Below are 23,996 nucleotides of genomic sequence, written 5' to 3' on the forward strand. Positions count from 1 at the left end.
CGTCCGTGAGCAGCGTCGACCCCGCACCGGGACCGGAGCCGAAGGAGCGACGGCGCGGCGGGCAGGTGTCGGACACCGATCCGGTGACCACGGAGGCCGGTTCGGTGGCGGGCAGGTCCGGACCGGATGTGCTGACCTTCCGCGGCATCCCCTACGCTGCGGCCCCCGAGGGTGCGGCCGGCTTCGCCGCCCCGCGGCCGCATCCGGGATGGGAGGGCGTGCGGCCGGCGCTGGCGAACGGACCCACCCCCACCCTGGGTCCCACCCGGGCCAACCACACGGTCCCCGAGGTGCACGTACCGGGCTCGGAACGCCTCAACCTGAATGTCTTCACCCCCACCACCGACGCGGCAGCGAAGTTGCCCGTCTACGTCTGGATCCATGGCGGGGCCTACGTCGGCGGTGCGCCCGGGGGCGCCTGGTTCGACGGCACCGGGTTCGCCCGCCGGGGCATCGTCACGGTGACGATCACCTACCGGTTGGGCTTCGAGGGATTCGGCCACGTGCCCGGGGCTCCGGACAATCGAGGGCTGCTGGACCAGATCGCCGCCCTGGAGTGGGTGCAACGCAATATCGCCGCCTTCGGTGGGGACCCCGGGCGGGTGACCATCGGTGGGCAGAGCGCGGGAGGTGGCTCCGTGCTGGCCTGCTGGCCAGCCCGGCCACCGCGGACCTGTTCGGCAGGGCCATCAGCCACTCGGCACCACTGCCCGACATCACCGCGGACACGGCCGCCGAAGTGGGGCAGCAGTTGGCCCGTGCCTGCGGGGTGGAGCACACCGTGGCCGGCTGGTCCGCCGTGACCCGGGAGCAGCTCGTGACCGCGGAGCGGGCGCTGATCGGCGGCGGGCTGTGGGAGGGGCTGCGGCACCTGGGACGGGTGTTGCGTGAACGGGAGAACGTCACCTGGTTCGGGCCGGTATTGGGAACAGAACCACTGGGTTCGGAACTGATGACCGACCTGGCCGCAGCGCAGCGACCGTTGCTCCTGGGTGCCACCAGCCACGAGTTCAACCATCTCGCGACGCTGGTCCAGACCGACCTCGGCCCGGGCCTGACCTCCCGGCTGCTGCGTGGCCTGGGGATGCCTGCCGCCCGGGCCAGGGCGTACCCGGCCGCGTTTCCGGATCTGACCGGCACCGAACTGATCGGCCAGGCCATCACCGACCGCCTGTTCCGGTACCCGGTGGTGCGCATCGGCGCCGCCCGCGCCGAGACCTCGGCCCCGACCTGGGCGTGGGACTTCCGGTGGCGCTCACCGCTGACGGGCCTGTCCTCGCACTGCCTCGACCTGCCCTTCGCCTGGCACAACCTCACCGCCGACCGGGTGGCCCGGGCCGCCGGTGCGGAACCCCCGGTGGGCCTTGCCGATGAGATGCACGGGGCGATCGGCGACTTCATCGTCGACGGTGATCCCGGGTGGGCCCCCTTCACCGCGACCGAACCGTTCGCGCGGGTGTTCGACACCGAGAGCTGGACCGGCCGGGATCCTTACCGCTTCGAGCGGATCGCGGTGCAGGTGGAGCGCGGCCGCTGAGGCCCTGTCGGCCTCGCCGGGGTGCCCGAACGGTCGGTGCGGCGCACGCCCTTCTCAGCCACCGTCGCTGACGGTGACCTCCTCGCGGGGGTTGGGCAGCACCGGCGGCGCCGGCACGGGCGGTGGGAAGAACCTGCGCATCCCCAGGTCGATCAGCGTTCCCAGGCCCACCCCGGCCACGACGCCGACCAGGACACCCAGCAGGGGCCGTCCGTACAGCAAGGCGCCGGCTCCCACGCCCAGCGCAACCGAGTACAGCGACCACATCACCGAGGCCACCGCGGCGAAGCCGATGAAGCGGCGCAGTGGGAAACCGAGGGCGCCGGCGCTCAGGTTCACCGCCACCCGGCCCACCGGGATGTACCGGGCCGCGAGGATGAACGCACCGCCGCGCTGGTGGATCGCCTTGGACGCCCAGGCCAGGGTTCGCCGGCCGCGAGGTCCGCGGAAGAGGCGCAGGCTGTGCACGTCGACCTTGGTGCCGATCAGGTAGGCGAGAAGGTCCCCGCAGAAAGCACCGAGTGCGGCGGCCGGGATCAGCAGCCAGAGGCTCTGTCCTTCGCCCTGGGCGTTCAACGAGGCCATCGCGATGACCAGGGACTCACTCGGGACGGGCGGGAAGATCCCGTCGATCAGACAGAACGCAAGAAGGACCACCAGGGACCACGGCGACGCGGCACCCTCGAGGATCAGGTCGATCACAGATGAACTCCTCGAGCGTGGTGTCGATGACCATGACGCCACCGCACCCGGTGGCGACGCCGCCAGCGTATGTCACGGAGAGGTCTCAGGCACCACCAGTTCGTGTGCGAGTCCCGCGCCGGCGAAATTCTTGGTCAGCGCGTACGCATCGGGGATATCCGATCCGCTTCAGGCCAGTGCCAGGCGCGCGCGGACCACATCGGCCAGTACCCGGGCCTCCTCCTCGGCCTGGTCCTGCTGGGCGGCCTCCACCATCACCCGTACCAGCGGCTCGGTGCCCGAGGGGCGCAGCAGCACCCGGCCGGTCTCGCCCAACCGGGCCTCGGCGGCCGCGACGGCCGTACGCACCTCCGCATCGGAGTCCACCCGCGTCTTGTCCACTCCGCTGACGTTGATGAGCACCTGGGGCAGGCGCGGGACCGCACCGGCCAGGTCGGCCAGGCTACGTCCGGTCTGGGCCACGCGTGCCGCCAGGTGCAAGGCGGTGAGGAGGCCGTCCCCGGTGGTGGCGTGATCGGCCAGCACCAGGTGTCCGGACTGCTCCCCGCCCAGGCTGAACCCGCCGGCGCGCATCCGCTCCAGCACATACCGGTCGCCGACCCCGGTCTGCACCGTGGTGATGCCGGCCTCACGCATGGCCAACAGCAGGCCGAGGTTGCTCATCACCGTCACCACCAGGGTGTCGTAGGCCAGGGTGCCGGCCTCCTTCATGGCCTGGGCCAGGATGCCCATGATCTGGTCGCCGTCGACCAGTGCGCCGGTGTGATCGACCGCGAGGCACCGATCGGCGTCACCGTCGAACGCCACCCCCAGGTGCGCCTCGGAGGCCACGGTGACCGCCTGGAGCTGCTCGGGATGGGTGGATCCACACATCTCGTTGATGTTGCGACCGTCGGGAGAGGCGTTGATGACCACCACATCGGCACCGGCATCCCGCAGCGCCTGCGGCCCGACCTCGCTGGCCGCGCCGTTGGCGCAGTCCACCGCGATGCGCAGGCCCCGAAGCGGGATGGAGGTGGTGCTCAGCAGGTGCTGGACGTAACGGTCCCCACCCACCCCACGGTCCAGCACGACGCGTCCGACGTCGTCCCCCACCGGGAGCTCGACCGGGGCATGGAGGGCAGCCTCGATCGCGTCCTCCACATCGTCATCGAGTTTGTGCCCGCCCCGGGCGAAGAACTTGATCCCGTTGTCCGCCATCGGGTTGTGCGAGGCGGAGATCATCACGGCCAGGTCCGCGTCCTCCACACTGGTCAGGTGCGCCACCGCGGGGGTGGGCAGCACGCCCAGGTCCTCCACATCCACACCGGCGCTGGAAAGCCCGGCGATGGTGGCCGCAGCCAGGAACTGGCCGGAGACACGGGGGTCACGCCCCACGATCGCTTTGGGCCTGCGGTCCTCGAACCGGCCGTGCGCGGTCAGCACCGAGGCGGCGGCCATGCCCAGGCGCAGCGCCAACTCGGCGGTGACCTCCCGGTTCGCCAACCCCCGCACTCCGTCGGTTCCGAAGAGTCGAGCCATCGTTCACTGTCCTTCCGCTACCACGCCGCCGGCGGCGCACGCGGGCCCCGCGCGACCACGCAGCGCATCGGCCCCGGCGGGTGGGTTCCCGCCGGGGCCGATGATGCCACGTCCTAGCCCGCGAGGGCCCGCGATCGGGCGCTGATCAGCGCTTGGAGTACTGGGGAGCCTTGCGGGCCTTCTTCAGCCCGGCCTTCTTCCGCTCGATCACGCGGGCGTCGCGGGTGAGGTAGCCGGCCTTCTTCAGCACGGGCCGGTTGGCCTCGGGGTCGATCTCGTTCAGCGCGCGGGCGATGGCCAGGCGCAGGGCGCCGGCCTGACCGGAAGTACCGCCGCCGTCGATCCGGGCGATCACGTCGAAGCGGCCGAGCATGTCGATGGCCACCAGCGGCGCGCTGACCGACTGCTGGTGGATCTTGTTCGGGAAGTAGGTCTCCAGGTCGCGCCCGTTGATGTTCCAGGTGCCCTCACCCGGGATCAGCCGGACCCGCGCCACGGCCTGCTTGCGCCGCCCCAGCGCTGCGCCCGGTGCGGTGCGCGACGTACCCTGCCCGGTGGGGGCCTCCGACTCGGAGGTGTACTCGGTGGGAACGTCCTCGACGTCCGCCACTGCGGTGTTCTCGGTCACTGGTTCTCCTCGCATCTACAGATCGCGCAACGCCGTGCGTTACTGCGCCACCTGGGTGATCTCGAAAGTCTGGGGCTGTTGGGCGGTGTGGGGGTGCTCGGCGCCGCGGTAGACCTTGAGCTTGCGCAGCTGCGCCCGGCCCAGGCTGGTCTTGGGGATCATGCCGCGAATGGCCTTCTCGACCGCTCGCTCGGGGTGCTTCTCCAGCAGCTCGGCGTAACTGGTGGCGCGCAGACCGCCGGGGTAGCCGGAGTGGCGGTAGGCCGTCTTCTGCTCCGCCTTGCTTCCGGTCAGGGCGACCTTGTCGGCGTTGATGATGACGACGAAGTCACCGCCGTCGACATGCGGGGCGAAAGTCGGCTTGTGCTTACCACGCAGCAACGTAGCGGCGTGGGTGGCGAGCCGACCGAGGACGACGTCGGTAGCGTCGATGACGTACCAGGCGCGCTCGGTCTCGCCTGCCTTGGGGGTGTACGTACGCACGGTGTTGGCCTTCGTTCTGGATCGGTGCTGCGGTCTGGTCGGTCCGGGCGTCACGGGCCCGTCTGGCTGGGCACACATCCGCCCCGCCGAACCGGTGGTCGGTCGTTAGCGTCGATGCCCGCGCGTGGTGGTGAGTGGGAGACACCGACCGGCAGCACGGACGCACAACAACACGTCACTGTACTGCCAGGCCGGCCCGGTGGTCAAAGCCGCAGGGCCGTCCAACCGGCCCGCACGAGCGATATTGCTCACGTTCTGCCCTCAGCGGCGGCGGGCTGCGCCGTCATCGTCCCATACCGGGGCGGTGGTCTCGCTCACCCTGCCATCGGCGCCGACGTGCCAGAAGCGGTCGAAGGAGCGGGTGAACCACCTGTCGTGGGTGATGGCCAGGACCGTTCCGGTGAACGCCTCCAGCCCCTGCTCCAGGGCCTGGGCCGAGTGCAGGTCGAGGTTGTCGGTGGCTTCATCGAGCAACAACAGCGTGGCGCCGGACAACTCCAGTAGCAGGATCTGGAACCGGGCCAGTTGGCCGCCGGAGAGGGTCTGGACCTGTTGCTCGGCCGCGGCGGCCAGTTCGTACCGGTCCAGTACCCGGCCGGCATCCTCACGGGCGATTCCGTTCCGGGTGCCATCACCGCGGTGCAGCACCTGCAGCAGGGTCCGTCCGACCAGGTGGGCGGGGGCGTCCTGCTGGGCGAACCAGCCCGGGCGTACCCGGGAACCCAGCCGCGCGGAGCCGCTGTGCGCGACGGCGGCGGGTAGGTGCTCGCTGGCCGGGCGTTGCCGGTGTCGGGATCGGTACCACCGCCGGCCAGCAACCGGAGCAGGTGGGACTTACCGGTGCCATTGGCCCCGAGCACGGCGACTCGCTCGCCGAACCAGACCTCGGCGTCGAAGGGTTCGGTCAGGCTGTTCAGGGCGAGCCGGTCCAGCACCACAGCCCGCTTGGCGGTGCGTCCGCCCCGCAACCGCATCTGCACGTGCTGGTCACGAGTCACCGCCTGGGGTGGCCCCGCCTTCTCGAACGCCGTCAGGCGGGTGCGGGCCGCTTGCAACCGAGAGGCCATATCGGAGTTGTAGCTGGCCTTCTGCTTGTACATCTGCACCAACGTCCGCAACTGGGCGTGCTCGGAGTCCCAGCGCCGGCGCAGTTCGGCGAGCCGGCTCATCCGATCCGTGCGGGCCTGGGCATAGCCCGCGAAGCCACCGCCGTGGCGCCATGCGGTGGACCCGGCCGCCCCCGGTTCCAAGGTGAGTACGGCGGTGGCGACCGCCTCGAGCATCTCGCGGTCGTGGCTGATGAAGAAGACGGCCTTATCTGTTTCACCCAGCCGGGCCTCCAACCACCGCTTGGCGGGCACGTCAAGGGCATTGTCCGGCTCGTCCAGGATGAGGATCTGCGCGCTGGAGCGCAGCAGCGCGGAGAGCACCAACCGCTTGGACTCACCACCGGAGAGGGTGGACAGGCCTCGGGACGCGGCACGATCCCAGGACTGGGCGAGCACGTCGGAGCAGATCTCATCCCACTGCGCCTCGAGCTGGTACCCGCCCACGTCGGCCCAGTCTGCCAACGCCTGTGCGTAATCGAACTGGGCGGCCTGGTTCTCGGCCCCGGTCATCGCCGCCCCGGCTCGGGCCAGCCGCTGGGCGACCTCGCGCTGACGCGCCGGCGCATGGGCCGTCAGCAGGTCCTGCACGGTCGGTTCCCGCTCGGAACCGGGCGGCGGGGCGGCAGCGCTGCCCGGGACCTCGCCGCCGCCTGGGTGACCCGCACCCCGGGCGCCGGGCATGCACGCCCCGGGTGCCTCGTCGTCAGCAGTCGCGACCAGTGCCACCGCGCGGCGACCCACCCACTGGGCCATCACCCCGATCTCGCCCGCGGTGGTCACCGCTCCCCCGTGCGGCGTTATCTGCTTGGTGGCGATCCGGATCAGGGTGCTCTTGCCCGCGCCGTTCGGACCGATCAGCGCCACCCGCTGGCCCTCGCCCACGTGCGCGTCGACCTCGTTCAGCAGCACCCTGCCGTCGGGGAGGTGGTAGGTGATCCCGGCCAGATCGAGGTGCGCCATGGCCCCAGGATGGCGGTCCGGTGGCGGTGGGCCAAGCCGTTTTACGGGAGCCGCTGTGCCGCAACGTCTGCGGATGCGCGGGTGTGCCGGCAGTGTCAGTGTGGGTGGATGGACGCGAGCACACCCATCCCCGAGGAACTCTCTCCGGACGAGCCCAGCCCGGAGGAACTGGCCAACGCCGATCAGGTCTCGGACCTGCCCCCGTCGGACACCACCGCCTCCCCCGAAGAGGATGGTGAGCCCGAACCCGATGACACCGGTGAGGCCGATCCGGATGTCGGGGCCACCGGAACGATCCGGCAGTTGCCCGCCGAGGACACCCTGGAGGACACCGGCGGGCGGGACCTGGTGGATGAGGGCTTCAACGCCCCGGACGCACCGGGCCCCCTGTATGAGCAGACCGTGGCGGATGAGATGACTCCGGACGGCATCGATGAGCGCGTGGAGATCGAGGAGCCGGAGGTGTGGGAGACACCGGCATCCGACGACGAGGCCGACCCCGCGCTCTGACCCCCGGTCACCTACTGCGACACCGGGAACGCCGCCGCGCCACCTCCCGCTCGAGACCTCACGGGAGTTCGCGCACGGCACGGGCCTGGGTGGCGCGCGCACCCAGTTCATGCGTGGGCGGGTAGGTGATCTCCTCCAGGCACAGTCCGTGCGCGGGCATCACCATCACCGCCGGGTCCCGTCTGCGGGCAGCCAGCACCGCGGCGGCCCATCCCGGTTCCTGGCGGCCCTGCCCGATGGCGACCACCGCCCCGACCAGGGCACGCACCATCGAGTGGCAGAACGCGTCGGCCACCACGGTGCCCTCCAGCACGCCTTCGGTGGGACGTTGCCAGGAGAAGTCCTCCAGCGTACGGATCGTGGTGGCCCCTTCCCGTGGTCTGCAGAACGCGGCGAAGTCGTGTAGTCCACAGAGCATGTCGGCTGCGGTGTTCATCGCCTCGGAGTCCAGCGGTCTGGGCACGATCACCGTGTCCCTTCGACGTAGGGGATCGGCGAGGGCGGGACGGTCGCACAGCCGGTAGGAGTAGCGTCGTCGCAGGGCGGAGAACCGGGCATCGAAGTCGGTGCTGACCACGGTGGCACGGCGTACCACGATGTCCGGTGGCAGCACGCCCGCCAGCCGCGTGAGGGCCGCCTGAGCGGGGGCACGGTCGGATCGGCCGGGTAGGGACTCCCACGCAGCTGCGTCGACGTCGGTGTGGACCACCGAGCCCCTGGCGTGCACGCCGGCATCGGTGCGCCCACCCACCACCAGCCGCGGTGGTTCGGTGCGCAGGATGGTCCCCAGCCCGCGCCGCAGTTCCCCCTCGACGGTGCGCAACCCTGGTTGGGCGGCCCACCCGGAGAACTCGGTGCCGTCATAGGCCAGGTCCAGCCGGATGCGCACAGCCGGTTCATTCCCGGCCGGTGGCGCTGCGGGCCTGTCTGGTTCGGACACGGGAACAGTTCATCACATCGTGTCCGCTCCGCACGTTCACAGCGGGCCCGCTTCACGCTGCGCCAGTAGCATCAGGGTGTGACTTCCGACCCGGTGACCCTCTCGGTGGACTGCGGGGGCGGCGGCATCAAGGCCTCGGTGCTGGACGATGTCGGCACCATGCACGCCCAGCCGGTACGCACCGCCACACCCTACCCGCTGCCACCGGAGAGCCTGCTCGAGGTGATCGCCGACCTCGCCGAACGGTTGCCCCCCACCGACCGGATCACCGTAGGCATGCCGGGCATGATCCGCCACGGTGTGGTGGTGCACACCCCCCACTACATCACCCGGGCCGGCCCGCGCACGAAGGTACTGCCCGAGCTCAGAGCGGCGTGGACGGGCTTCGACATGCGCCGTGCGGTACAGGAGCGGCTCGACCAGCCCGCCCTGATCCTCAACGACGCCGAGGTGCACGGAGCCGGCGTGATCGCCGGCGCAGGCCTGGAACTGATGCTCACCTTCGGCACCGGGTTGGGCAATGCAGTGTTCGACGGCGGCCGGCTGGCCCCGCACACGGAACTGTCCCAGAGCCCGGTGCGCTGGGGCCTGAGTTACGACGAGTACGTCGGCGAGCACGAACGGTTGCGGTTGGGGGATGCGATGTGGTCGCGGCGCGTCCGCCGCGTGATCGACGCGTTGCGCCCGGTGTTCCTGTGGGACCGGCTCTACCTGGGCGGTGGCAACTCCCGCCGGATCACCCCGGTGGTGCTGGCGAAGGCGGGCGACGACGTGGTCGTGGTGCCCAACAGCGCCGGAATCGTGGGAGGCGTGCGGGCCTGGTCACTGCCGGGCTGAGACATCCGGACCGGCGCCCGGGGCGAGGTCCGGACCGGACTCGCGCACCTGGGCCACCAGCGCGGCCAGCACGGCGTTGAACAGGTCCGGGCGCTCCAGACTGACCAGGTGCCCGGTCCGGGGCAGGACGATCAGCCGACCTGTTCGAACTGCGGCCCAGAACCGGCCCTGTTCCACCCGGAAGTGGTCCCATGCCCCGTTCACCAGCCACACCGGGGCCTCGATACGGCGCAGGTCCGTGATCGGATCCACCTGCGCGATCGCCGTGAGCGCCGGCACCATCACGTCCAGCGCCACCCCGCCGGCAGCGACGTCCCGGGCGGCGTCCGGGCTGAGCATCCGGGTGGCCAGCGTGTCATTCAGCCAGCCACCCCGGTCGGGCAACCGATTGATCAGCCCGGCCAGGCGCCGGTAGGCCGCCAGCGGCGCCCCCCGCGGACGCACGCTGCACCCGGCCGCCAGCACCGCGTCGACCGGACTCGCTGTTCGAGCGGCCCAATCCAACGCCAGATAGCCGCCCAGCGACAGCCCGACCAGGATGCGTCTCCCGGCGGGCAGTTCCTGCCATGCCTGCTCGATCACCTCCCGGCACATCGCGAGCGAGAACGCACTACTGATCTGCGCGCCGTGGCCGGGAAGGTCGATCGCCCGCGCAGTCACCCCCAGCGCCTTGAGGTGCTCCACCTGCGCCCGCCACATGGTCCCCGAACTGCGAATGCCGTGCACGAACAGCACTGATGGCTGGGCGGGCTCGTCCTGCATGCCGGGCTCGCCGGGCCGGTCCCGCTCGGCGGGCTGGGCGACCCTCACCCTGAAGGCCGGTTCGCGCTCAGGGTCTTGATGATCCACGGGCATGGACACCACTGTGCCACGCCCTTCACGCCGCCACCCGAACCATCGCACGCGCTGAGCGGTCAGCGGGCCGGGCACAGAACACGCAGGCCCGCTGCCGGAGTGGTCCGGCAGCGGGCCTGCGAATGCGCTGACTAACGTCGGGTCAGGACTTGCCGGCCTCCCCGGCGTCGTCCTTGGCTTCGGTCTCGTCGGCCTCGGCGGGTGAGTCGGCCGACGGTGCCGAATCCGGGCTGTCCGGGCTCGCCGCCGACTCCGGGGAGTCGGGGCTGTCCGGGCTGTCCGTGGTCTCCTCGGCGGAGGGGGCCTCGGCGGCCTGCTGGGCGGCGGCTTCCTTCGCGCCACGCTTGGTGGCGCCTTCAGCCTCCTTCACGGTGGCCTGCTTCGGGCTGTAGGGCTCGGTGACGAGTTCGATCACTGCCATCGGCGCGTTGTCACCCTTGCGGGGGCCGACCTTGATGATCCGGGTGTAGCCACCGGGACGCTCGGAGAATCGCGGAGCGATCTCGGTGAACAACTCGTGCACCACGTCCTTGCGGGACAGCACGGCGAGCACCTGACGACGGGCGGCCAGGTCACCGCGCTTGGCCTTGGTGATCAGTCGCTCGGCGAACGGGCGCAACCGCTTGGCCTTGGTCTCGGTGGTGCGGATGCTGCCGTGCTCGAACAGCGACTGGGCCAGGTTCGCCAGCATCAGGCGCTGGTGTGCCGGGCTACCGCCGAGACGGGGCCCCTTCGTGGGCTTGGGCATGGGAATCTCCTAGGGTGCGAGCGACGCTCAGTTGTAGTCGTAGTCGTCGCCGTCGTACGAGGCCACGAGGGAGGGGTCGAAGTCGCTCGGGCTGTCCTTCAGGGACAGACCCAGACCGACCAGCTTCTCCTTCACCTCGGTGATCGACTTGGCGCCGAAGTTGCGGATGTCCAGCAGGTCGGCCTCGCTGCGAGCCACGAGCTCGCCAACGGTGTGGATGCCCTCCCGCTTGAGACAGTTGTAGGACCGGATGGTCAGATCCAACTGCTCGATCGGCATCGCCAGGTCCTCGGCCAATGCGGCGTCGGTCGGGGGGAGGTCCGATCTCGATCCCCTCGGCCTCGGTGTTGAGTTCGCGGGCCAGCCCGAACAGTTCCACCAGGGTGGAACCGGCCGAGGCCAGGGCGTCACGCGGGGACATCGAGCGCTTGGTCTCCACGTCCACGATCAACTTGTCGAAGTCGGTCCGCTGCTCCACACGAGTGGCCTCGACCTTGTAGGTCACTTTGAGCACCGGGGAGTAGATCGAGTCCACCGGCACACGGCCGATCTCGGCGTCGGCCTGCTTGTTCTGCACCGCAGAGACGTACCCGCGGCCACGCTCGACGGTCAGTTCGATCTCGAGTTTGCCCTTGGCGTTGATGGTCGCCAGGTGCAAGTCCGGGTTGTGCACCTCCACACCGGCCGGGGGCGTGATGTCGGCAGCGGTGACGGTGCCGGGGCCCTGCTTGCGCAGGTACATCACCACAGGCTCGTCGTGCTCGGAGGAGACCACGATGTCCTTGATGTTCAGGATGATCTCGGTGACGTCCTCCTCACACCGGAGATGGTGGAGAACTCGTGCAACACCCCGTCCACGCGGATGCTGGTCACGGCCGCACCCGGGATGGAGGAGAGCAGGGTACGACGCATGGAGTTACCGAGGGTGTAACCGAAGCCCGGCTCAAGAGGCTCGATGACGAAACGGGACCGGAATTCGTCGACGACTTCTTCGGTCAGTGTGGGGCGCTGTGCGATGAGCATTGGTGATTCCTTTCAGCAAACGTCCGCTATATGACGTCGTGCAAGACCCCGGCCCATCTGTCCGAACCGGGGGTGAAACTAACGGTGGTGGGCGGGCCGACCTGCGGGCGGCCACACCGACGGTGCGGGCTTCAGCCCGCACCACACCGGACTCAGACCCGGCGACGCTTCGGCGGGCGGCAGCCGTTGTGCGCCTGCGGGGTCACGTCCTGGATCGACCCGACCTCCAGGCCGGTGGCCTGCAGCGAACGGATCGCGGTCTCCCGGCCCGAACCGGGGCCCTTGACCAGCACGTCCACCTTCTTCATGCCGTGCTCCTGCGCCTTGCGGGCGGCGGCCTCGGCGGCGAGCTGGGCGGCGAAGGGGGTCGACTTACGCGAACCCTTGTAGCCCACCTGGCCGGAGGAGGCCCAGGAGATCACGGCACCAGAGGGATCGGTGATCGTGACGATGGTGTTGTTGAAGGTCGACTTGATGTGGGCCTGACCGGCGGAGACGTTCTTCTTCTCCTTGCGGCGCGGCTTGCGCGCACCGGCGGCTTGGCGAGTCTTGGGGGGCATCTACAAATCTCTTCTCTTCGAGGTCGTCGATCCGCATCCGCACGGTGGCGGAGAGCGAACTGCTTAGCGAGCGGCCTTCTTCTTGCCGGCCACAGTGCGCTTGGGGCCCTTGCGGGTCCGCGCGTTGGTCTTGGTGCGCTGTCCGCGCACCGGAAGGCCACGGCGGTGCCGCAGGCCCTGGTAGGTCCCGATCTCCACCTTGCGGCGGATGTCTGCGGCCACCTCACGGCGCAGGTCACCTTCGAGCTTGTAGTTGCCCTCGAGGTAGTCGCGCAATGCGACCAGGTCCGCGTCGTTGAGGTCCTTGACGCGCAGGTCCGGACTCAGGCCGGTGGCCTCGAGCGTCTCGGCAGCGCGGGTGCGGCCCACGCCGAAGATGTAGGTGAGCGCCACCTCGAGCCGCTTGTCGCGGGGGAGGTCGGCGCCGACGAGTCGTGCCATATTGTTTTCTCACTCCTGTGAGTCATCGGAGGTCTTCCACATCGCCGTCCCGCGGGCTGCGGGCCCCGGCCTCCGAGCCGAGGGTTGCGATCGCAGGGCGATCGCTGGCGGTGTGCAGTTGTGGTGGGCCGCGGACGGCCCGAACGCAGGGCGTCAGCCCTGGCGCTGCTTGTGACGCAAGTTGGTGCAGATCACCCGCACGACACCGTTGCGACGGATCACCTTGCAGTTGTCACAGATCTTCTTGACGCTCGGCTTAACCTTCATGATGCTTCCTCTGCACCGCCGCGCACGCTCGGGAACTCCCATGGGCCTCCCCCTCGCGGCGGCGAGATCGTGGTCTGTTACTTGTAGCGGTAGACGATTCGACCGCGGGTGAGGTCGTAGGGGCTCAACTCGACCACCACACGGTCCTCGGGGAGGATCCGGATGTAGTGCTGCCGCATCTTGCCCGAGATGTGAGCGAGTACCTTGTGGCCGTTGCTCAACTCGACGCGAAACATCGCGTTGGGCAACGCCTCGACCACGTGGCCCTCGATCTCGATGACCCCGTCCTTCTTCGCCATATCCTCCGCTAACTGCAGTATCTGTCTGGATCCGATGAGGCGCGTGTGTACGACCTGTGCTCCGTGCGCCGCCGGCCCGGTTGCCCGGGTCGAGAGCATGGCGGAGCGCGCCCAACGGTCAATCTTACGGCATGATCCGCCTCGATGGAACCGGCCCGCATCGGTTCCGATGCGGTCTATCTCACACCGTGTTCCGGCGTCGTCCTGGCGGGACGACGACGGAACACACCCGAGCCGGTCAACTCACCTCGACCGGTCAGAACAGCCAGATCAGGAAACCGAGCACCCACTTGGCCAGTCCGAGCAGAACAGCCAGTACAGGGGGCAGTGACGGGGCCGGAGGAGTCACCGACACCGTGACGGCGTGGTCCACCTCCTGATCACCGTAGGTGATCCCGAAACTGTTCGCACCGGCAGTGATGGACATCCCGAACTCGGCGCCCTGCTCCGCGTCCTGATCGACAACTACCGTGAACGACACCCGGGCACTCTCACCGGGACCCAAGTCCGGGATCCACCAGTTCAGCACGGTCCCGATCGTGAAGTTCACACCATCTGGTAGCGGCTCGACCAGGTCGGCGTGCGCGAGCACGCCGCCCATCTGGGCGCGGACATACGCACCGGAGATCTGTGCCTGAGAGGTGTTGCGCACCTGCCAGGTGTAGGTGACCTCATCCCCGGCCCGCACCTCCCCGGAGGGCGGGTCCGCGCTCACAGAGGCCTCGAACGCGGTGACGTAGTGCACCAGTTCACACCCACTCGCGCACTCCCCGCCGGGACCCTGGGTGATCACCGACAGCGGCAGCACCGCGCCGGGAGCATCGGCGAAGCGCAGGTTCGCCCGGAAGGAGAAGGAGGCCGATTCCCCTCCGGACAACTCCGGTGACCACCAGCGCACGAGCCCGTTCTCCGGGTCGAACTCGGCCCCGGCGGTCAACGCCTCGATGTCGGCGTAGGGAAGCAGCCCGGACACATCCGCGATGACGGCGCCCTCGGACATGGTCAGCCCGGAGGTGTTCTCCGCGACGACGTGGTAGTTCACCTGACCGTTCGGGCGGAGGGTTCCTTCGTGCGGAATGGTCACCCCGTTCGCCTGGGCCCCCCGGACGCTGACCTCCCAGGAGAGCTGATCAACGGTGTGGGTGACCTCCCTCTCCCCGTAGGTGATGCCGAAACTGTTCGCCCCGGCCGTGATCGAGGTGGCGAGTTCGGCACCCGCATCGGCATCGTCGCGCACGATCACACTGAAGGACACCTCGGCGCTCTCGTGGGCGGCCAGGTCCGGCACATCCCACCTCATGATCGTCGGACCGACGATGCTGACCAGACGCAACTCCTCAGCCAACGGCTCCACCAGTTCGGCGTGCTCGAGCACATCCCGCAACTGGGCGGTGACGGTGGCGCCGGAGATCTGCGCGTGGGAGGTGTTCTGCACCGTCCAGGTGTAGACGATCTCATCCCCGGCTTCGACCGAGCCCGCGGGCGGATCAGTGGTCATCGAGGCTTCAAAACCGGTAGCGAAATGCACCAACTCACACCCACTCACACACTCCCCACCGGCACCCTCGGTACTCACCGACAACGGCAACACCGCATTCGGGGCGTCCGCGAACCGCAAGTTCGCCCGGAACCGCACCGACGCCGACTCCTGCGCTCCAAGCTCAGGCACCGACCACCGCACCACCCCGGCATCGGCATCGAACTCCGCGCCCTCACCGAGCGCCTCGATATTCGCATACGCCACCAGCCCCGACACATCGGCGACCACCACCCCATCAGAGACCCTCACACCGGAGGTGTTCTCGGCACTCAAGTGATAGTTCAACTGACCATTCGGGCGCACCGTCCCCTCATTCGGGATCGTGACCCCATTAGCCTGCGCCGCCCGCGCACTCACCTCCCACGCCGGCTCAGCCACCGTGTGGGTGAGCGTGCAGTCGGTGCACAGCGCGCCAGTTCGTTGTGGCGTCGCCACGCTGGTCAGGGTGGCCCCGGAGGCGTCGTCGTCCACGGTCACGGTGTAGGAGACCGACGCGGGATGGTTGCGGTGCACCGGTTGGCGGACGGTCCAGGTCAGTTCATCCCCGTCGAGGCTCAACCCCGCCGGCAACGGCTCGACGAGGCTGGCACCGCTCAGTACCTCCGAGAGATCCACACTCGCCGCGACCCTGGTCACGGGGCGCAGATCAAGCGCCGCAGCGGTGAGGGTGTAGGTGATCTGCTCACCCGGTGCCACCGCGGATCCGGAAGCCGGCTCGGCACTGTGGGACAACTCCCAGGTGGGCTCGGCGACGGTGTGCACCAGGGTGGCGGGGTCCACCAGCGACCCGCCGTGGCGGGCCGTCCCGGCACTGATCCCCATCCGCACCGCATCGCCCGGGGTCGCGTCTTGGTGGATCTGCGCGACGAAGGAGATCTGCGCGCTCTCCCCCGGGTCCAGGTCCGGGATGTTCCAGTGCAGCACGGATCCGAACATCTCCAGCGCCTCATCCAGCGGTTCCACCAGATCCGCGGCATCGAGGAACGGGCCGGCCTGGTGTCGCAGGTTCGCCCGCATGTGCGCTCCGGTGAGTTCACCTCCGGAGATGTTCTGCGCTGTCCAGGTGTAGGTGATCTGCTGACCGGCGGTCACCTCACCGGCCGTAGGGTCGGCTGTGACCGAGGCGTCGAACCCGAACACGTGGTAGCCGAGTTCACACCCGGTCACGCACTCCCCACCGGCCCCTTGGGCCGTGAAGTCGAGCGAGACCTCGCTCCCACGAGCGGGGGCCCGCAGTCGCACCTGGAAGCGCTGGGTGACGGACTCACCCGGTTCCATCTCGGGGACGTCCCAGGTCAGCAGTGCGGTCTCAGCGTCATAGCTCACGCCCTCACGGAGGGTCCCCAGGTCCCAGTGCTGGCCCATCCCGGTCAGGTCGGCCACCACCTGCGCGTCGGAGACCGTCACATCGGAGGTGTTCGTGGCCGTCATCGACGGAACGATCGCCGCGTTGGTCAGCAGGGTTGACCCGGGCTCCTCATTCGGGGTCACGCTCAGGTCCCAGGAAGGCTCGCCGGGCACTGTGTGGGTGATGGTGCAGTCGGTGCAGGTCCCGCCGCTGCTCTGCGGCGCGGCCACCGAGGTCAGCGTGACGCCGGACGCATCGGAGTCGACCACCACGGAGAAGGACACCGAGGCGGGGCTGTTGATGCGCACCGGATTGCGCACATCCCAGGTGAGCTCGTCACCGGTCAGGCTCAGCTCGCGATGCAGTGGCTCGACCAGGCTCGCGTGAGCCAGCACACCGGACAGGTCCACGGTGGCCGTGATCCCCTGCACCGGGCGGGTGTCGAGCGCGGCGGCGCTGAGGGTGTAGGTGATCTGCTCACCTGCTTCGACCGTGGCGCCGGACGTGGGGGCAGCCTGCTGGGACAACTCCCAGGTGCCCTGCTGCGCCGGGGTCGCCTCGGCGTCGTCGATCACATCGGCCGACGCCGTGGTGATCCCGATGCCGAGCAGGAGCAGCGACAACAGTGCCGCCAGGAACGTGCGGACTCTGCCGCGTGCTGGAGGGGCCGATCGGTGTGACATCTGTGTCCTTTCCTCACGCACCCGGCGGTGTTGCCGGGCGCCGGTGACGCCGGCCAGGGGTGAGGGCAGCGGCGCACCACGGATCGCACACAGGCTAATGGCCCGGGTCCCACCCTCAGTGCCGAATGAAGGTCACAGGATGGTCACGGATGCCGGACGCCGGACGCCGGACGCCGGGCGGCGGCGACCGGCAGGGTCGTCATGGCCCAACCGGCGACGGCGACAGTCGCTTCAGATGACCGCCGTGCGCCGGGGCTGGGCATCCGCGGCGTCCGGATATCCACCCGGGCGCCCGTCGTCGTCATCGGTGAGCAGTCCCAGTGAGTTCGCGCGCTGGAGAGCATCCTCGCGGTTGTGTACCCCGAGTTTGCGATAGATGTTGCGCACCTGGGACTTGACCGTGTTCTCCGAGACGAACAGACGCCGGGCCGCCTGGCTGAGCGGCACGCCGGTGGCGATCTGGCGCAGCACCTCCAGTTCTCGTTCGGAGAGCCGGACGGGTTCGCGCGGCTCGGGGAAGACCTCCGCGCCGGCGGTCACGGCCTGCAACACGCCCGGCGGGACCACGTGGGGAAACTCCTGGTCCAAGTTCACCAGGTCGGCCCTTGGCACCAGCGCGAAGAACCGCACGATGCCGGAAATCTCGGCCAGGCTGGCCGCCGCCTGGAGTTCGTCGCCAGCAACGTCCATCCGGTGCAGGCGACGCGCTGCGCAGGCTCGGATGAGGTGGAGTTGCAGACTGTGCCGGATGTCGGCGACCGACAGTCCATCCATGTGCTCGGTCATCGCCAGAACTGCGTCATAGCGCCCCTCGAACAAGGCGAGCCGGGCCCGGCATACGATCGCCCAGACCTGCTCGGCGTCGACGCCTTCCAGCGCCCGGTAGGCGCGCTCGAACTGGCTACGAGCAATGCACAGGTCCACGATGGCGTTGCGGGCCGCGGTTCCGGTGATCCGGGCTCCGTGGCGGTGAGGCGTCAACGTCGCGAGCGAGCGTTCCAGCATCGACAGGGTCTCTTCCTGCACCCGCGCATCCCCCCGGTGCAGCGCGTATCCGGCGTGCAGATACTGCTGGATCGCATCCAGCCCGGGCAGCGCTGGGACGTCATCGACCGGTGCGGGCTCGGTGTCACCGGCCTCGAGTCGGTCCCCGGCGATGAGCCCCCGTACGAGCACGCTCGCCAGGCGTTCCAGATCAGCCGGGGCGCCTCTGGAAGGAAGCCCGGCCACCCGGTCGAGCCACTTGTCGGCGGAGTTGAGGTGGCCGAGCATCGCTAGGCACAGCGCGAGTCCGCTTCCGGCTTCCCGCTTGGCTCCGGTCATCCCCCGCTCCCGGGCCCACTGGTAGGCCTGTCTGAAGACATAGGCGGCGCTGGGCACATCCCTGGTCAGCAGCAGGGTGATGCTCCACTGCAGCAGCATCTCCGGCATCTGCTCCAGCACGCTGTCTGCCCACGCCGAACGCTCAACCCCCTGACCGGACTCCTCCATCACCTGCCGGAACGCCTCGTACTCCCCGGACACGCGCATCTGCAGGGTCTGGCTGAGGGTGAGCCGCTGGTTCTCATAGCGCGCGGCGAAGTCGACCTCCATGTGTCCGGACCGGAACGCTTGCCAGGCACGCTGGGTCGTATCGACGTTCAGGATGTAGTCCCGGACCACCAGGAGTCTGGCGCTGGCGCGCACCACCTGGTCGGGGAACTTGCGCATGATCCGCCTGGCGTCATCGGTAGAACCGGTGACGAATTCCAGCCAGTAGTCCTCTACGAGGAGCGCAGCTCGTTCCCAGTCCTCGGCCTCGACGAAATGAGAGATGGCGGGCTCGGCGATGTTCCGCCGGTCGTACCAGTCGGCCAGGATTCGATGGTTGCGGCGGTAGTTCACCGGGTCATGGCGGCGGGTGACCGCTTGGACGGCGGCGCGAAGTCGCGGACGGACGCGATAGGTCTCCCGGCCACCGGTCTGCACGGGCTCGACGATCCCAGCCTGGTGGATCACCGGGAAGGCGGTCTGCCAGTTGTCCTGGCCGATGAGTTTCCGGCCGAGGTCAGGGCCGAAGGTTTCCGCGCAACTGAGCGCCGCCAGCAGCGGTCGGAAGCGCTGCATGTCCGGATCCTCCAACACGATCCGGCAGTACCGCTCGATGCCGTGCCAGTCCGGGACCAGAGCACCCTCGGCGTCGCGTGATCCATCACGCAGGAGTGCGCGGACCACCGCGGGCCAGCCGACGACTGCCTGGGCGAGTTCGTGGGCCTGGGTGCGGGTCATCGTGTAACCGGCCTCGTTGGCCATGGTGGCGACACCCCGCGCGTCCAGACCGAGTTCGGGCATCCGCAAGACGACGGACTCCGCGTGGGCGTTGGCGATCGCCACAATGGCCCGCTCCATCCGCACCATGACCACCAGGCGCAGCCGTTCGAACTGGTTGAGCAACTCCCCCAACTCATCGTCCACGCTCTCGGCGCTGACGGAGGTGAAGTTGTCCAGCACGAGGGTGGTGGGTTGCAGCGTACGGCCGAGCACCGCATAGATGAGCGTCAACGGGTCGGCCCCGGCCGGCGTGCTCGTCCCGGTCAGGGCGAGGTGCACCTCGGTCCAGAACTGCTGTGGGGCGGTGGCGTGCATCGGCAGGCCCACCCAGACGTAGCGAGTGTGGCCCCGGTCTGCCCGCGGATCCAGGAGGCGACCGCGCTGGTCTTACCGAATCCCCGCGGGGTGCACAGCACCGTGATCGCCGGGGCCTTCTCCATTGTCTCGCGCAGAGCGCGGCTGAGCACGATGGTGGAGGCAACACGCGGAAGGCGGGGTGGCTGGGGGGTTGGTGCTTCTTGCTGGAGCATGGGCATCAACCGCGATCAGCCTTCGTGCTCGGCGTGGATGCCACCCCGGCCGGCGACTTCCAGTGCCTCGTTTCGGCTCGCGACACCAAGTTTGCGGTAGATCGAGCGCAGATGGGTCTTGATGGTGTTGGCCGACAGGTTGAGGGATCGGCCGATCCCGACCGGCCCTGCGTGCCGCTCCAGCGCCCGCAGGATCTGCGCCTCCCGCATGGTCAGCGTCGGCAAGTCCGCCACATCGGCCACATCGGCCTTGACCGCGTTCGGGTTGGTGCCCGGCCACAACCCGTGGGCGCCGGGCACACCGTCGGCGAGCATGTCGAACACGTACCTGTGCATCAGTTGGAAGGGGCGGCGCTGCCCGGTCGCCCGGGCCAGGCGAACGGCGCTCTGGAAGGCCTTGCGCGCCTCGCTCTGGGAGTTCATGGCGTGCAGGGCACTGGCAATGATCACCATGGATTCCAATTGCGAGCGCAGCGAACTACCCGGGGCCGAGAGTGCGCGCCTGGCCAGTTCGACGGCCTGGCGGTAGTCCTGTCGGGCGTTGTGCACTTTCGCCTGAGCGGACCAGCCGATGGCATTGTCCCCGAGGTGGTCGGCGACCTCACCGGCTACGCCGATCATCCGGGCGATCAACAGCAGTTCGACCAGCACGCTTTGCAGCACCGCGTCCGCAAGGGAGTTCCTGGGCACGTGCCGCAGCGCTGCCCGCAACTTGTTGGCTTGGCGGAAAACCTCCTCGGGGTCATCGGCGAAGGCGGCATAGTGGGCACGCGCGAACTCCCCCACCACCCACAACTCGGTGCGGTGGCGTGGCTCGACGATCGCGGCCACGCGCAACGACGCGTCCGGCGCGCCTGCGTCCACCGCGATCAACGCCTCCGCGAGCCGCACGGCGACGCCAGCCAGGTCACTGGGATCAACGACGTGACCATCGGCGAGGTACGGCTGCAACGCGGCGTCCTGCAGGGCGGTGCGCGCGAGGTCCGGCTCGCCGGCCAGCGCGTGCACCAGGGCGACACCGGATGCACCCAACGTGGTCGCCTTCGTGCCACCGTCCAGACCGAGTTCACGTGCCTGACCGAAGGCGTAGATCGCGGCGTCGTGGTGGCCGCTCAGCATCGCGGCCACACCCCACTGGATCAGCACGATGGACTCCGCGTCGGCAGGGTCGGCAGCGCCGCCTGCCTCACTGATCACGCCGGAACGGCTGAGCAGTGCCTCGGGCACGACCCAGGTGTGTCCGCTGACCAGGCGCTCGTGCATCGCCGCAAGGTGCTGGCGGGCCACGCGGATCCAGGGGTCGTGCTGACCGTGGGCATCGGGAGGTGGTGTATGGCCTCGACCAGAGTCTGCGGCGCTTCGGTGAGCAAGTGGAACCACTGTCGGTCGATGACGTCCAACGCGGTGGACCACTCCTGGGCATTGACGGCGTGCGTCAACGCCTCACCGGGGTCCTCCTCGGCACCGGGGGCGGTCAGTAACGCCCGGTGCACCTGCCGCCCGATGTCCGGCGCGGCCTCGGTCATCACCTGCAGCAGTGCCCGGCGAATCGCAGCCGGATAGCCATATCGGACGGCACCTTTGTCCCGATCCTCCCAGAGCAGGCCGGTGTTCCGGATGTGGGCGAGTATCGCGGCGGCATCCTGCTCCGAAGTGCCGTCCTCCGTCTTGGGGGTGATCACCCGGAGCATGTCGATGTCGAACCAAGCCGGAACCGCGGTGCGCAGCAGAAAGGTGCGAATATCGCTGAACCGCAGGTCCAGGACCATCGCGCCGATGTACCCCTGGATCAACTGCTCGTCGATACCGCCCTCGACGGTGGCGCCCCGCAAACCGGCCCGAATCGCCGCCGGCCAGCCGCCGAAATCGGTGCTGATCTGTTGGGCCTGTTCCCAGGAGAAGTCCAGGCCGGCCATGGCAGCCAGTTGCTGCACCTGTTCAGGACGCGTGCGTAGATCGGAGGGACCAACGATGCTGCCATCGACCGACAGGCTCCCCATCGTCTCGAGCGTCCGGAGGGTACGCCCGGCGGCCACCAGGTAGAACTGGTCGTTGTTGCGCACCAGTTCGATCAGGTCGTCGTCGATCTGGGTAGCACCCTCGGTCAACCCGGCCTCGTGGAAGTTGTCCAGCACCAGGCGCAGCGGCTGGCGCAGCGCGCTGATCCCATCGAGCACCCTGCTGCGCGCCTCATGCGCACCGGTCCCTTCGGGGAGCACGCCGGCACCGCGCAATGCCCTCTCGAGGACGGCCCAGAAGTCGGCTTCGGTGTTGCTGCGGTCGTCCAAGGACAAGTACACAGCCGTGGCCGCGTCGGTGTAGTTGCGCAACCAGTACACCAGCACCGCGGTCTTTCCGAAGCCGCGCGCGGCTCGTAGCACCGTCAACGGTTGGGCCTGCTGGAGCGTCTTCAGTGCGATGTCGCTGACCATCGCGGGTTCGGTCACCCGCGGCAACCGACCGAAGACGTTCGAGGCCGTGCCAAGAGTGGACATTCAGCACACCCCTGATTGCCGTGGTGCCGGCGATTCCGAGCAGCACCGTGCCCGCGGCCGGTCCGCCGAAGCAGACCGCCGATTCCGGGCCGTTGCTGCCGATGTTGTGATGGTCCTACCCCCGATACTCATGTGTTCCTCGTTCGCTCGCGACCCTGCAAACAAGGTCACTCTCTGCTATGATCTGCCGCCCTTGACCGTAAAGCAAGGGTTATTGCCCAGTCCGAAGAACATCTTTACGCTCTCATTCCGCGCTCAACCGCCCCTCTCCGACCATGGCGGCAGTTTCGGTTCGTCCGGAAACTTGCGGCGCGCCATCCCGTGGGCCACATGTGGCCCACTGCTACCGCGGTCTATTCCTTTGAACCGATGCATGCGCGACACGCTCCACTCACATCGAACCGCCGGCAGACACTCCGCCAACGATCCTTGACTGATTCTATTGCCTCCGTTAGTGCTGCGGGTGCGCGTCGTCACGTTTTGAGGGTGAATCCGAGCCAACATGAGGGTGAACCCGCAGGGCGAGGAGGGTGAACCGGGGTGAGGAAGCGGATCACCCGCTACCACTGACGGGCCGGCCTCGACTTGGTCCCAGGAGCACCAAGGCGCGATGATCGGCGCTCACCCCGGCGCGAGTCGCGGGCGTACGCGCCTGCGTCGAGCACCTGCGGAGGAGCAGGTGGGGACCTCCGGACTCCGTCCAACTTCGCTGTCAGTACGAAGGACACCACCGATCCACATACGGAACACTGAACACATGCGCGGAATCATCCTGGCCGGCGGGTCCGGCACACGCCTGCATCCGATCACCTTGGGAGTCAGCAAACAACTCGTCCCGGTGTACGACAAGCCGATGATCTACTACCCACTGAGCACGCTGATCCTGGCTGGGATCCGGGATGTCCTGGTCATCACCACCCCGCACGACGCCGACCAGTTCCACAGGCTGCTCGGGGATGGCTCGCAGTTCGGTATCAGCATTGCCTACGCGGTTCAGCCCGAACCGAACGGCTTGGCGCAAGCGTTCGTCCTCGGTGCCGACTTCATCGGCGATCAGAACGTCTCCCTCGTCCTGGGCGACAACATCTTCTACGGGCCCGGACTCGGCTCCCAGCTGGGCCGCTTCGAAGGAGTCGAGGGCGGCGCTGTCTTCGCCTATCGGGTTTCCGATCCCACGGCCTACGGGGTGGTGGAGTTCGACGAGGACGGCCGGGCGCTCTCCCTGGAGGAGAAGCCTGCTCGTCCCAAGTCGAACTATGCGGTGCCGGGCTTGTACTTCTACGACAACGACGTCATCGAGATCGCCCGGAACCTGGAGCCCTCCGCCAGGGGCGAGTACGAGATCACCGACGTCAACCGCACCTACCTCAGCCAGGGATCGCTCCAGGTCCACGTCCTGCCGCGGGGTACCGCCTGGCTGGACACCGGTACCTTCGACTCACTGCTCGCCGCTTCGGACTACGTCCGCACGATCGAGCACCGGCAGGGATTGAAGATCGGGGCGCCGGAGGAAGTGGCGTGGCGGCGGGGCTTCCTGAGCGATGAGGAACTGCGCGAACGCGCGGAGCCGCTTCGCAAGTCCACCTACGGCGACTATCTCCTGGGGTTGCTGGACTCCCCCTGATACCTTCCCGACCCTCCTGCCGAACCCGCGGGCTCGCGCTACCTCT

20 protein-coding genes and 2 pseudogenes are annotated in these 23,996 nt (G+C 68.7%); 5 read left to right on the forward strand and 17 right to left on the reverse strand.

Annotated elements, in window-relative coordinates:
- Nucleotides 1-5: 5 nt before the first annotated feature.
- Both ACRRRO_RS03630 and ACRRRO_RS03635 read left to right on the forward strand, forming a co-directional pair.
- The gene (locus ACRRRO_RS03630; RefSeq protein ID WP_434081082.1) at nucleotides 6-803 is read left to right on the forward strand and encodes a carboxylesterase family protein; all 798 of its coding nucleotides are present in this window, start codon (nucleotides 6-8) and stop codon (nucleotides 801-803) included.
- Nucleotides 782-1,537, forward strand: coding sequence for a hypothetical protein (locus ACRRRO_RS03635; protein WP_434081083.1), 756 nt, complete (start codon nucleotides 782-784; stop codon nucleotides 1,535-1,537). Before ACRRRO_RS03630 ends, ACRRRO_RS03635 begins: the two co-directional genes overlap by 22 nt.
- Before the next feature lie 54 nt (nucleotides 1,538-1,591).
- Here the strand turns inward: ACRRRO_RS03635 and ACRRRO_RS03640 are convergent, their stop codons facing one another.
- The 5 genes and pseudogenes from ACRRRO_RS03640 to ACRRRO_RS03660 all read right to left on the reverse strand — a co-directional run bounded on the left by ACRRRO_RS03640 (nucleotide 1,592) and on the right by ACRRRO_RS03660 (nucleotide 6,940).
- Nucleotides 1,592-2,239, reverse strand: a complete 648-nt coding sequence (locus ACRRRO_RS03640) for a DedA family protein (protein WP_424796425.1) — start codon at nucleotides 2,237-2,239, stop codon at nucleotides 1,592-1,594.
- 168 nt (nucleotides 2,240-2,407) lie between these two features.
- Nucleotides 2,408-3,760, reverse strand: coding sequence for a phosphoglucosamine mutase (glmM, locus tag ACRRRO_RS03645; protein WP_424788991.1), 1,353 nt, complete (start codon nucleotides 3,758-3,760; stop codon nucleotides 2,408-2,410).
- A gap of 145 nt (nucleotides 3,761-3,905) precedes the next feature.
- A complete protein-coding gene (gene rpsI, locus ACRRRO_RS03650; RefSeq protein WP_424788992.1) occupies nucleotides 3,906-4,388 on the reverse strand; it encodes a 30S ribosomal protein S9 in 483 nt (160 codons plus the stop codon).
- Between the two features lie 39 nt (nucleotides 4,389-4,427).
- The gene (gene rplM, locus ACRRRO_RS03655; RefSeq protein WP_424788993.1) at nucleotides 4,428-4,871 is read right to left on the reverse strand and encodes a 50S ribosomal protein L13; all 444 of its coding nucleotides are present in this window, start codon (nucleotides 4,869-4,871) and stop codon (nucleotides 4,428-4,430) included.
- A 261-nt stretch (nucleotides 4,872-5,132) separates the two neighbouring features.
- Nucleotides 5,133-6,940: pseudogene (locus ACRRRO_RS03660) on the reverse strand (ATP-binding cassette domain-containing protein).
- A 108-nt stretch (nucleotides 6,941-7,048) separates the two neighbouring features.
- Here ACRRRO_RS03660 and ACRRRO_RS03665 point away from each other — a divergent pair.
- Nucleotides 7,049-7,450 carry a hypothetical protein gene (locus ACRRRO_RS03665; protein WP_424788995.1) on the forward strand — a complete coding sequence of 134 codons (402 nt, stop codon included), beginning with the start codon at nucleotides 7,049-7,051 and terminating at the stop codon, nucleotides 7,448-7,450.
- Nucleotides 7,451-7,508: 58 nt separating this feature from the next.
- On the opposite strand, the gene truA is transcribed toward ACRRRO_RS03665, so the two are convergent.
- On the reverse strand, nucleotides 7,509-8,339 hold the full coding sequence (truA, locus tag ACRRRO_RS03670; protein WP_424796427.1) for a tRNA pseudouridine(38-40) synthase TruA: 831 nt from the start codon (nucleotides 8,337-8,339) through the stop codon (nucleotides 7,509-7,511).
- 129 nt (nucleotides 8,340-8,468) lie between these two features.
- On the opposite strand from truA, the gene ACRRRO_RS03675 reads away from it, so the two are divergent.
- Nucleotides 8,469-9,227, forward strand: coding sequence for an ROK family protein (locus ACRRRO_RS03675; RefSeq protein ID WP_424788997.1), 759 nt, complete (start codon nucleotides 8,469-8,471; stop codon nucleotides 9,225-9,227).
- Here the strand turns inward: ACRRRO_RS03675 and ACRRRO_RS03680 are convergent.
- The 11 genes and pseudogenes from ACRRRO_RS03680 to ACRRRO_RS03730 all read right to left on the reverse strand — a co-directional run bounded on the left by ACRRRO_RS03680 (nucleotide 9,213) and on the right by ACRRRO_RS03730 (nucleotide 22,326).
- The gene (locus tag ACRRRO_RS03680) at nucleotides 9,213-10,082 is read right to left on the reverse strand and encodes an alpha/beta fold hydrolase (protein WP_424788998.1); all 870 of its coding nucleotides are present in this window, start codon (nucleotides 10,080-10,082) and stop codon (nucleotides 9,213-9,215) included. The two genes, ACRRRO_RS03675 and ACRRRO_RS03680, sit on opposite strands and share 15 nt — an antisense overlap.
- Before the next feature lie 142 nt (nucleotides 10,083-10,224).
- The gene (gene rplQ, locus ACRRRO_RS03685; RefSeq protein WP_424788999.1) at nucleotides 10,225-10,830 is read right to left on the reverse strand and encodes a 50S ribosomal protein L17; all 606 of its coding nucleotides are present in this window, start codon (nucleotides 10,828-10,830) and stop codon (nucleotides 10,225-10,227) included.
- A 27-nt stretch (nucleotides 10,831-10,857) separates the two neighbouring features.
- Nucleotides 10,858-11,853: pseudogene (locus tag ACRRRO_RS03690) on the reverse strand (DNA-directed RNA polymerase subunit alpha).
- Between the two features lie 152 nt (nucleotides 11,854-12,005).
- Complete coding sequence (rpsK, locus tag ACRRRO_RS03695; RefSeq protein WP_424796428.1) at nucleotides 12,006-12,413, reverse strand: 30S ribosomal protein S11; 408 nt, start codon at nucleotides 12,411-12,413, stop codon at nucleotides 12,006-12,008.
- 63 nt (nucleotides 12,414-12,476) lie between these two features.
- Entirely contained in the window at nucleotides 12,477-12,854 is a 378-nt protein-coding gene (gene rpsM, locus ACRRRO_RS03700; protein WP_424789002.1) for a 30S ribosomal protein S13, read from the reverse strand.
- Nucleotides 12,855-13,007: 153 nt separating this feature from the next.
- On the reverse strand, nucleotides 13,008-13,121 hold the full coding sequence (gene rpmJ / locus ACRRRO_RS03705) for a 50S ribosomal protein L36 (protein ID WP_424789003.1): 114 nt from the start codon (nucleotides 13,119-13,121) through the stop codon (nucleotides 13,008-13,010).
- 77 nt (nucleotides 13,122-13,198) lie between these two features.
- A complete protein-coding gene (gene infA, locus ACRRRO_RS03710) occupies nucleotides 13,199-13,420 on the reverse strand; it encodes a translation initiation factor IF-1 (RefSeq protein ID WP_022917277.1) in 222 nt (73 codons plus the stop codon).
- A gap of 256 nt (nucleotides 13,421-13,676) precedes the next feature.
- Nucleotides 13,677-16,991: a hypothetical protein gene (locus ACRRRO_RS03715; protein WP_424796429.1), complete on the reverse strand. Its 3,315-nt coding sequence runs from the start codon at nucleotides 16,989-16,991 to the stop codon at nucleotides 13,677-13,679.
- A 231-nt stretch (nucleotides 16,992-17,222) separates the two neighbouring features.
- Nucleotides 17,223-19,628, reverse strand: a complete 2,406-nt coding sequence (locus tag ACRRRO_RS03720) for a LuxR C-terminal-related transcriptional regulator (RefSeq protein WP_434081084.1) — start codon at nucleotides 19,626-19,628, stop codon at nucleotides 17,223-17,225.
- A gap of 218 nt (nucleotides 19,629-19,846) precedes the next feature.
- Nucleotides 19,847-21,094, reverse strand: coding sequence for a LuxR C-terminal-related transcriptional regulator (locus ACRRRO_RS03725; RefSeq protein ID WP_434081085.1), 1,248 nt, complete (start codon nucleotides 21,092-21,094; stop codon nucleotides 19,847-19,849).
- Entirely contained in the window at nucleotides 21,025-22,326 is a 1,302-nt protein-coding gene (locus ACRRRO_RS03730; RefSeq protein WP_434081086.1) for a hypothetical protein, read from the reverse strand. Before ACRRRO_RS03730 ends, ACRRRO_RS03725 begins: the two co-directional genes overlap by 70 nt.
- A 757-nt stretch (nucleotides 22,327-23,083) precedes the next feature.
- Here ACRRRO_RS03730 and rfbA point away from each other — a divergent pair.
- Nucleotides 23,084-23,950: a glucose-1-phosphate thymidylyltransferase RfbA gene (rfbA, locus tag ACRRRO_RS03735; protein ID WP_424796432.1), complete on the forward strand. Its 867-nt coding sequence runs from the start codon at nucleotides 23,084-23,086 to the stop codon at nucleotides 23,948-23,950.
- Nucleotides 23,951-23,996: the final 46 nt, after the last annotated feature.

It is taken from the genome of Sanguibacter sp. Z1732 (genome assembly GCF_051020515.1).
Classification (GTDB): Bacteria; Actinomycetota; Actinomycetes; order Actinomycetales; family Beutenbergiaceae; genus CALKWS01.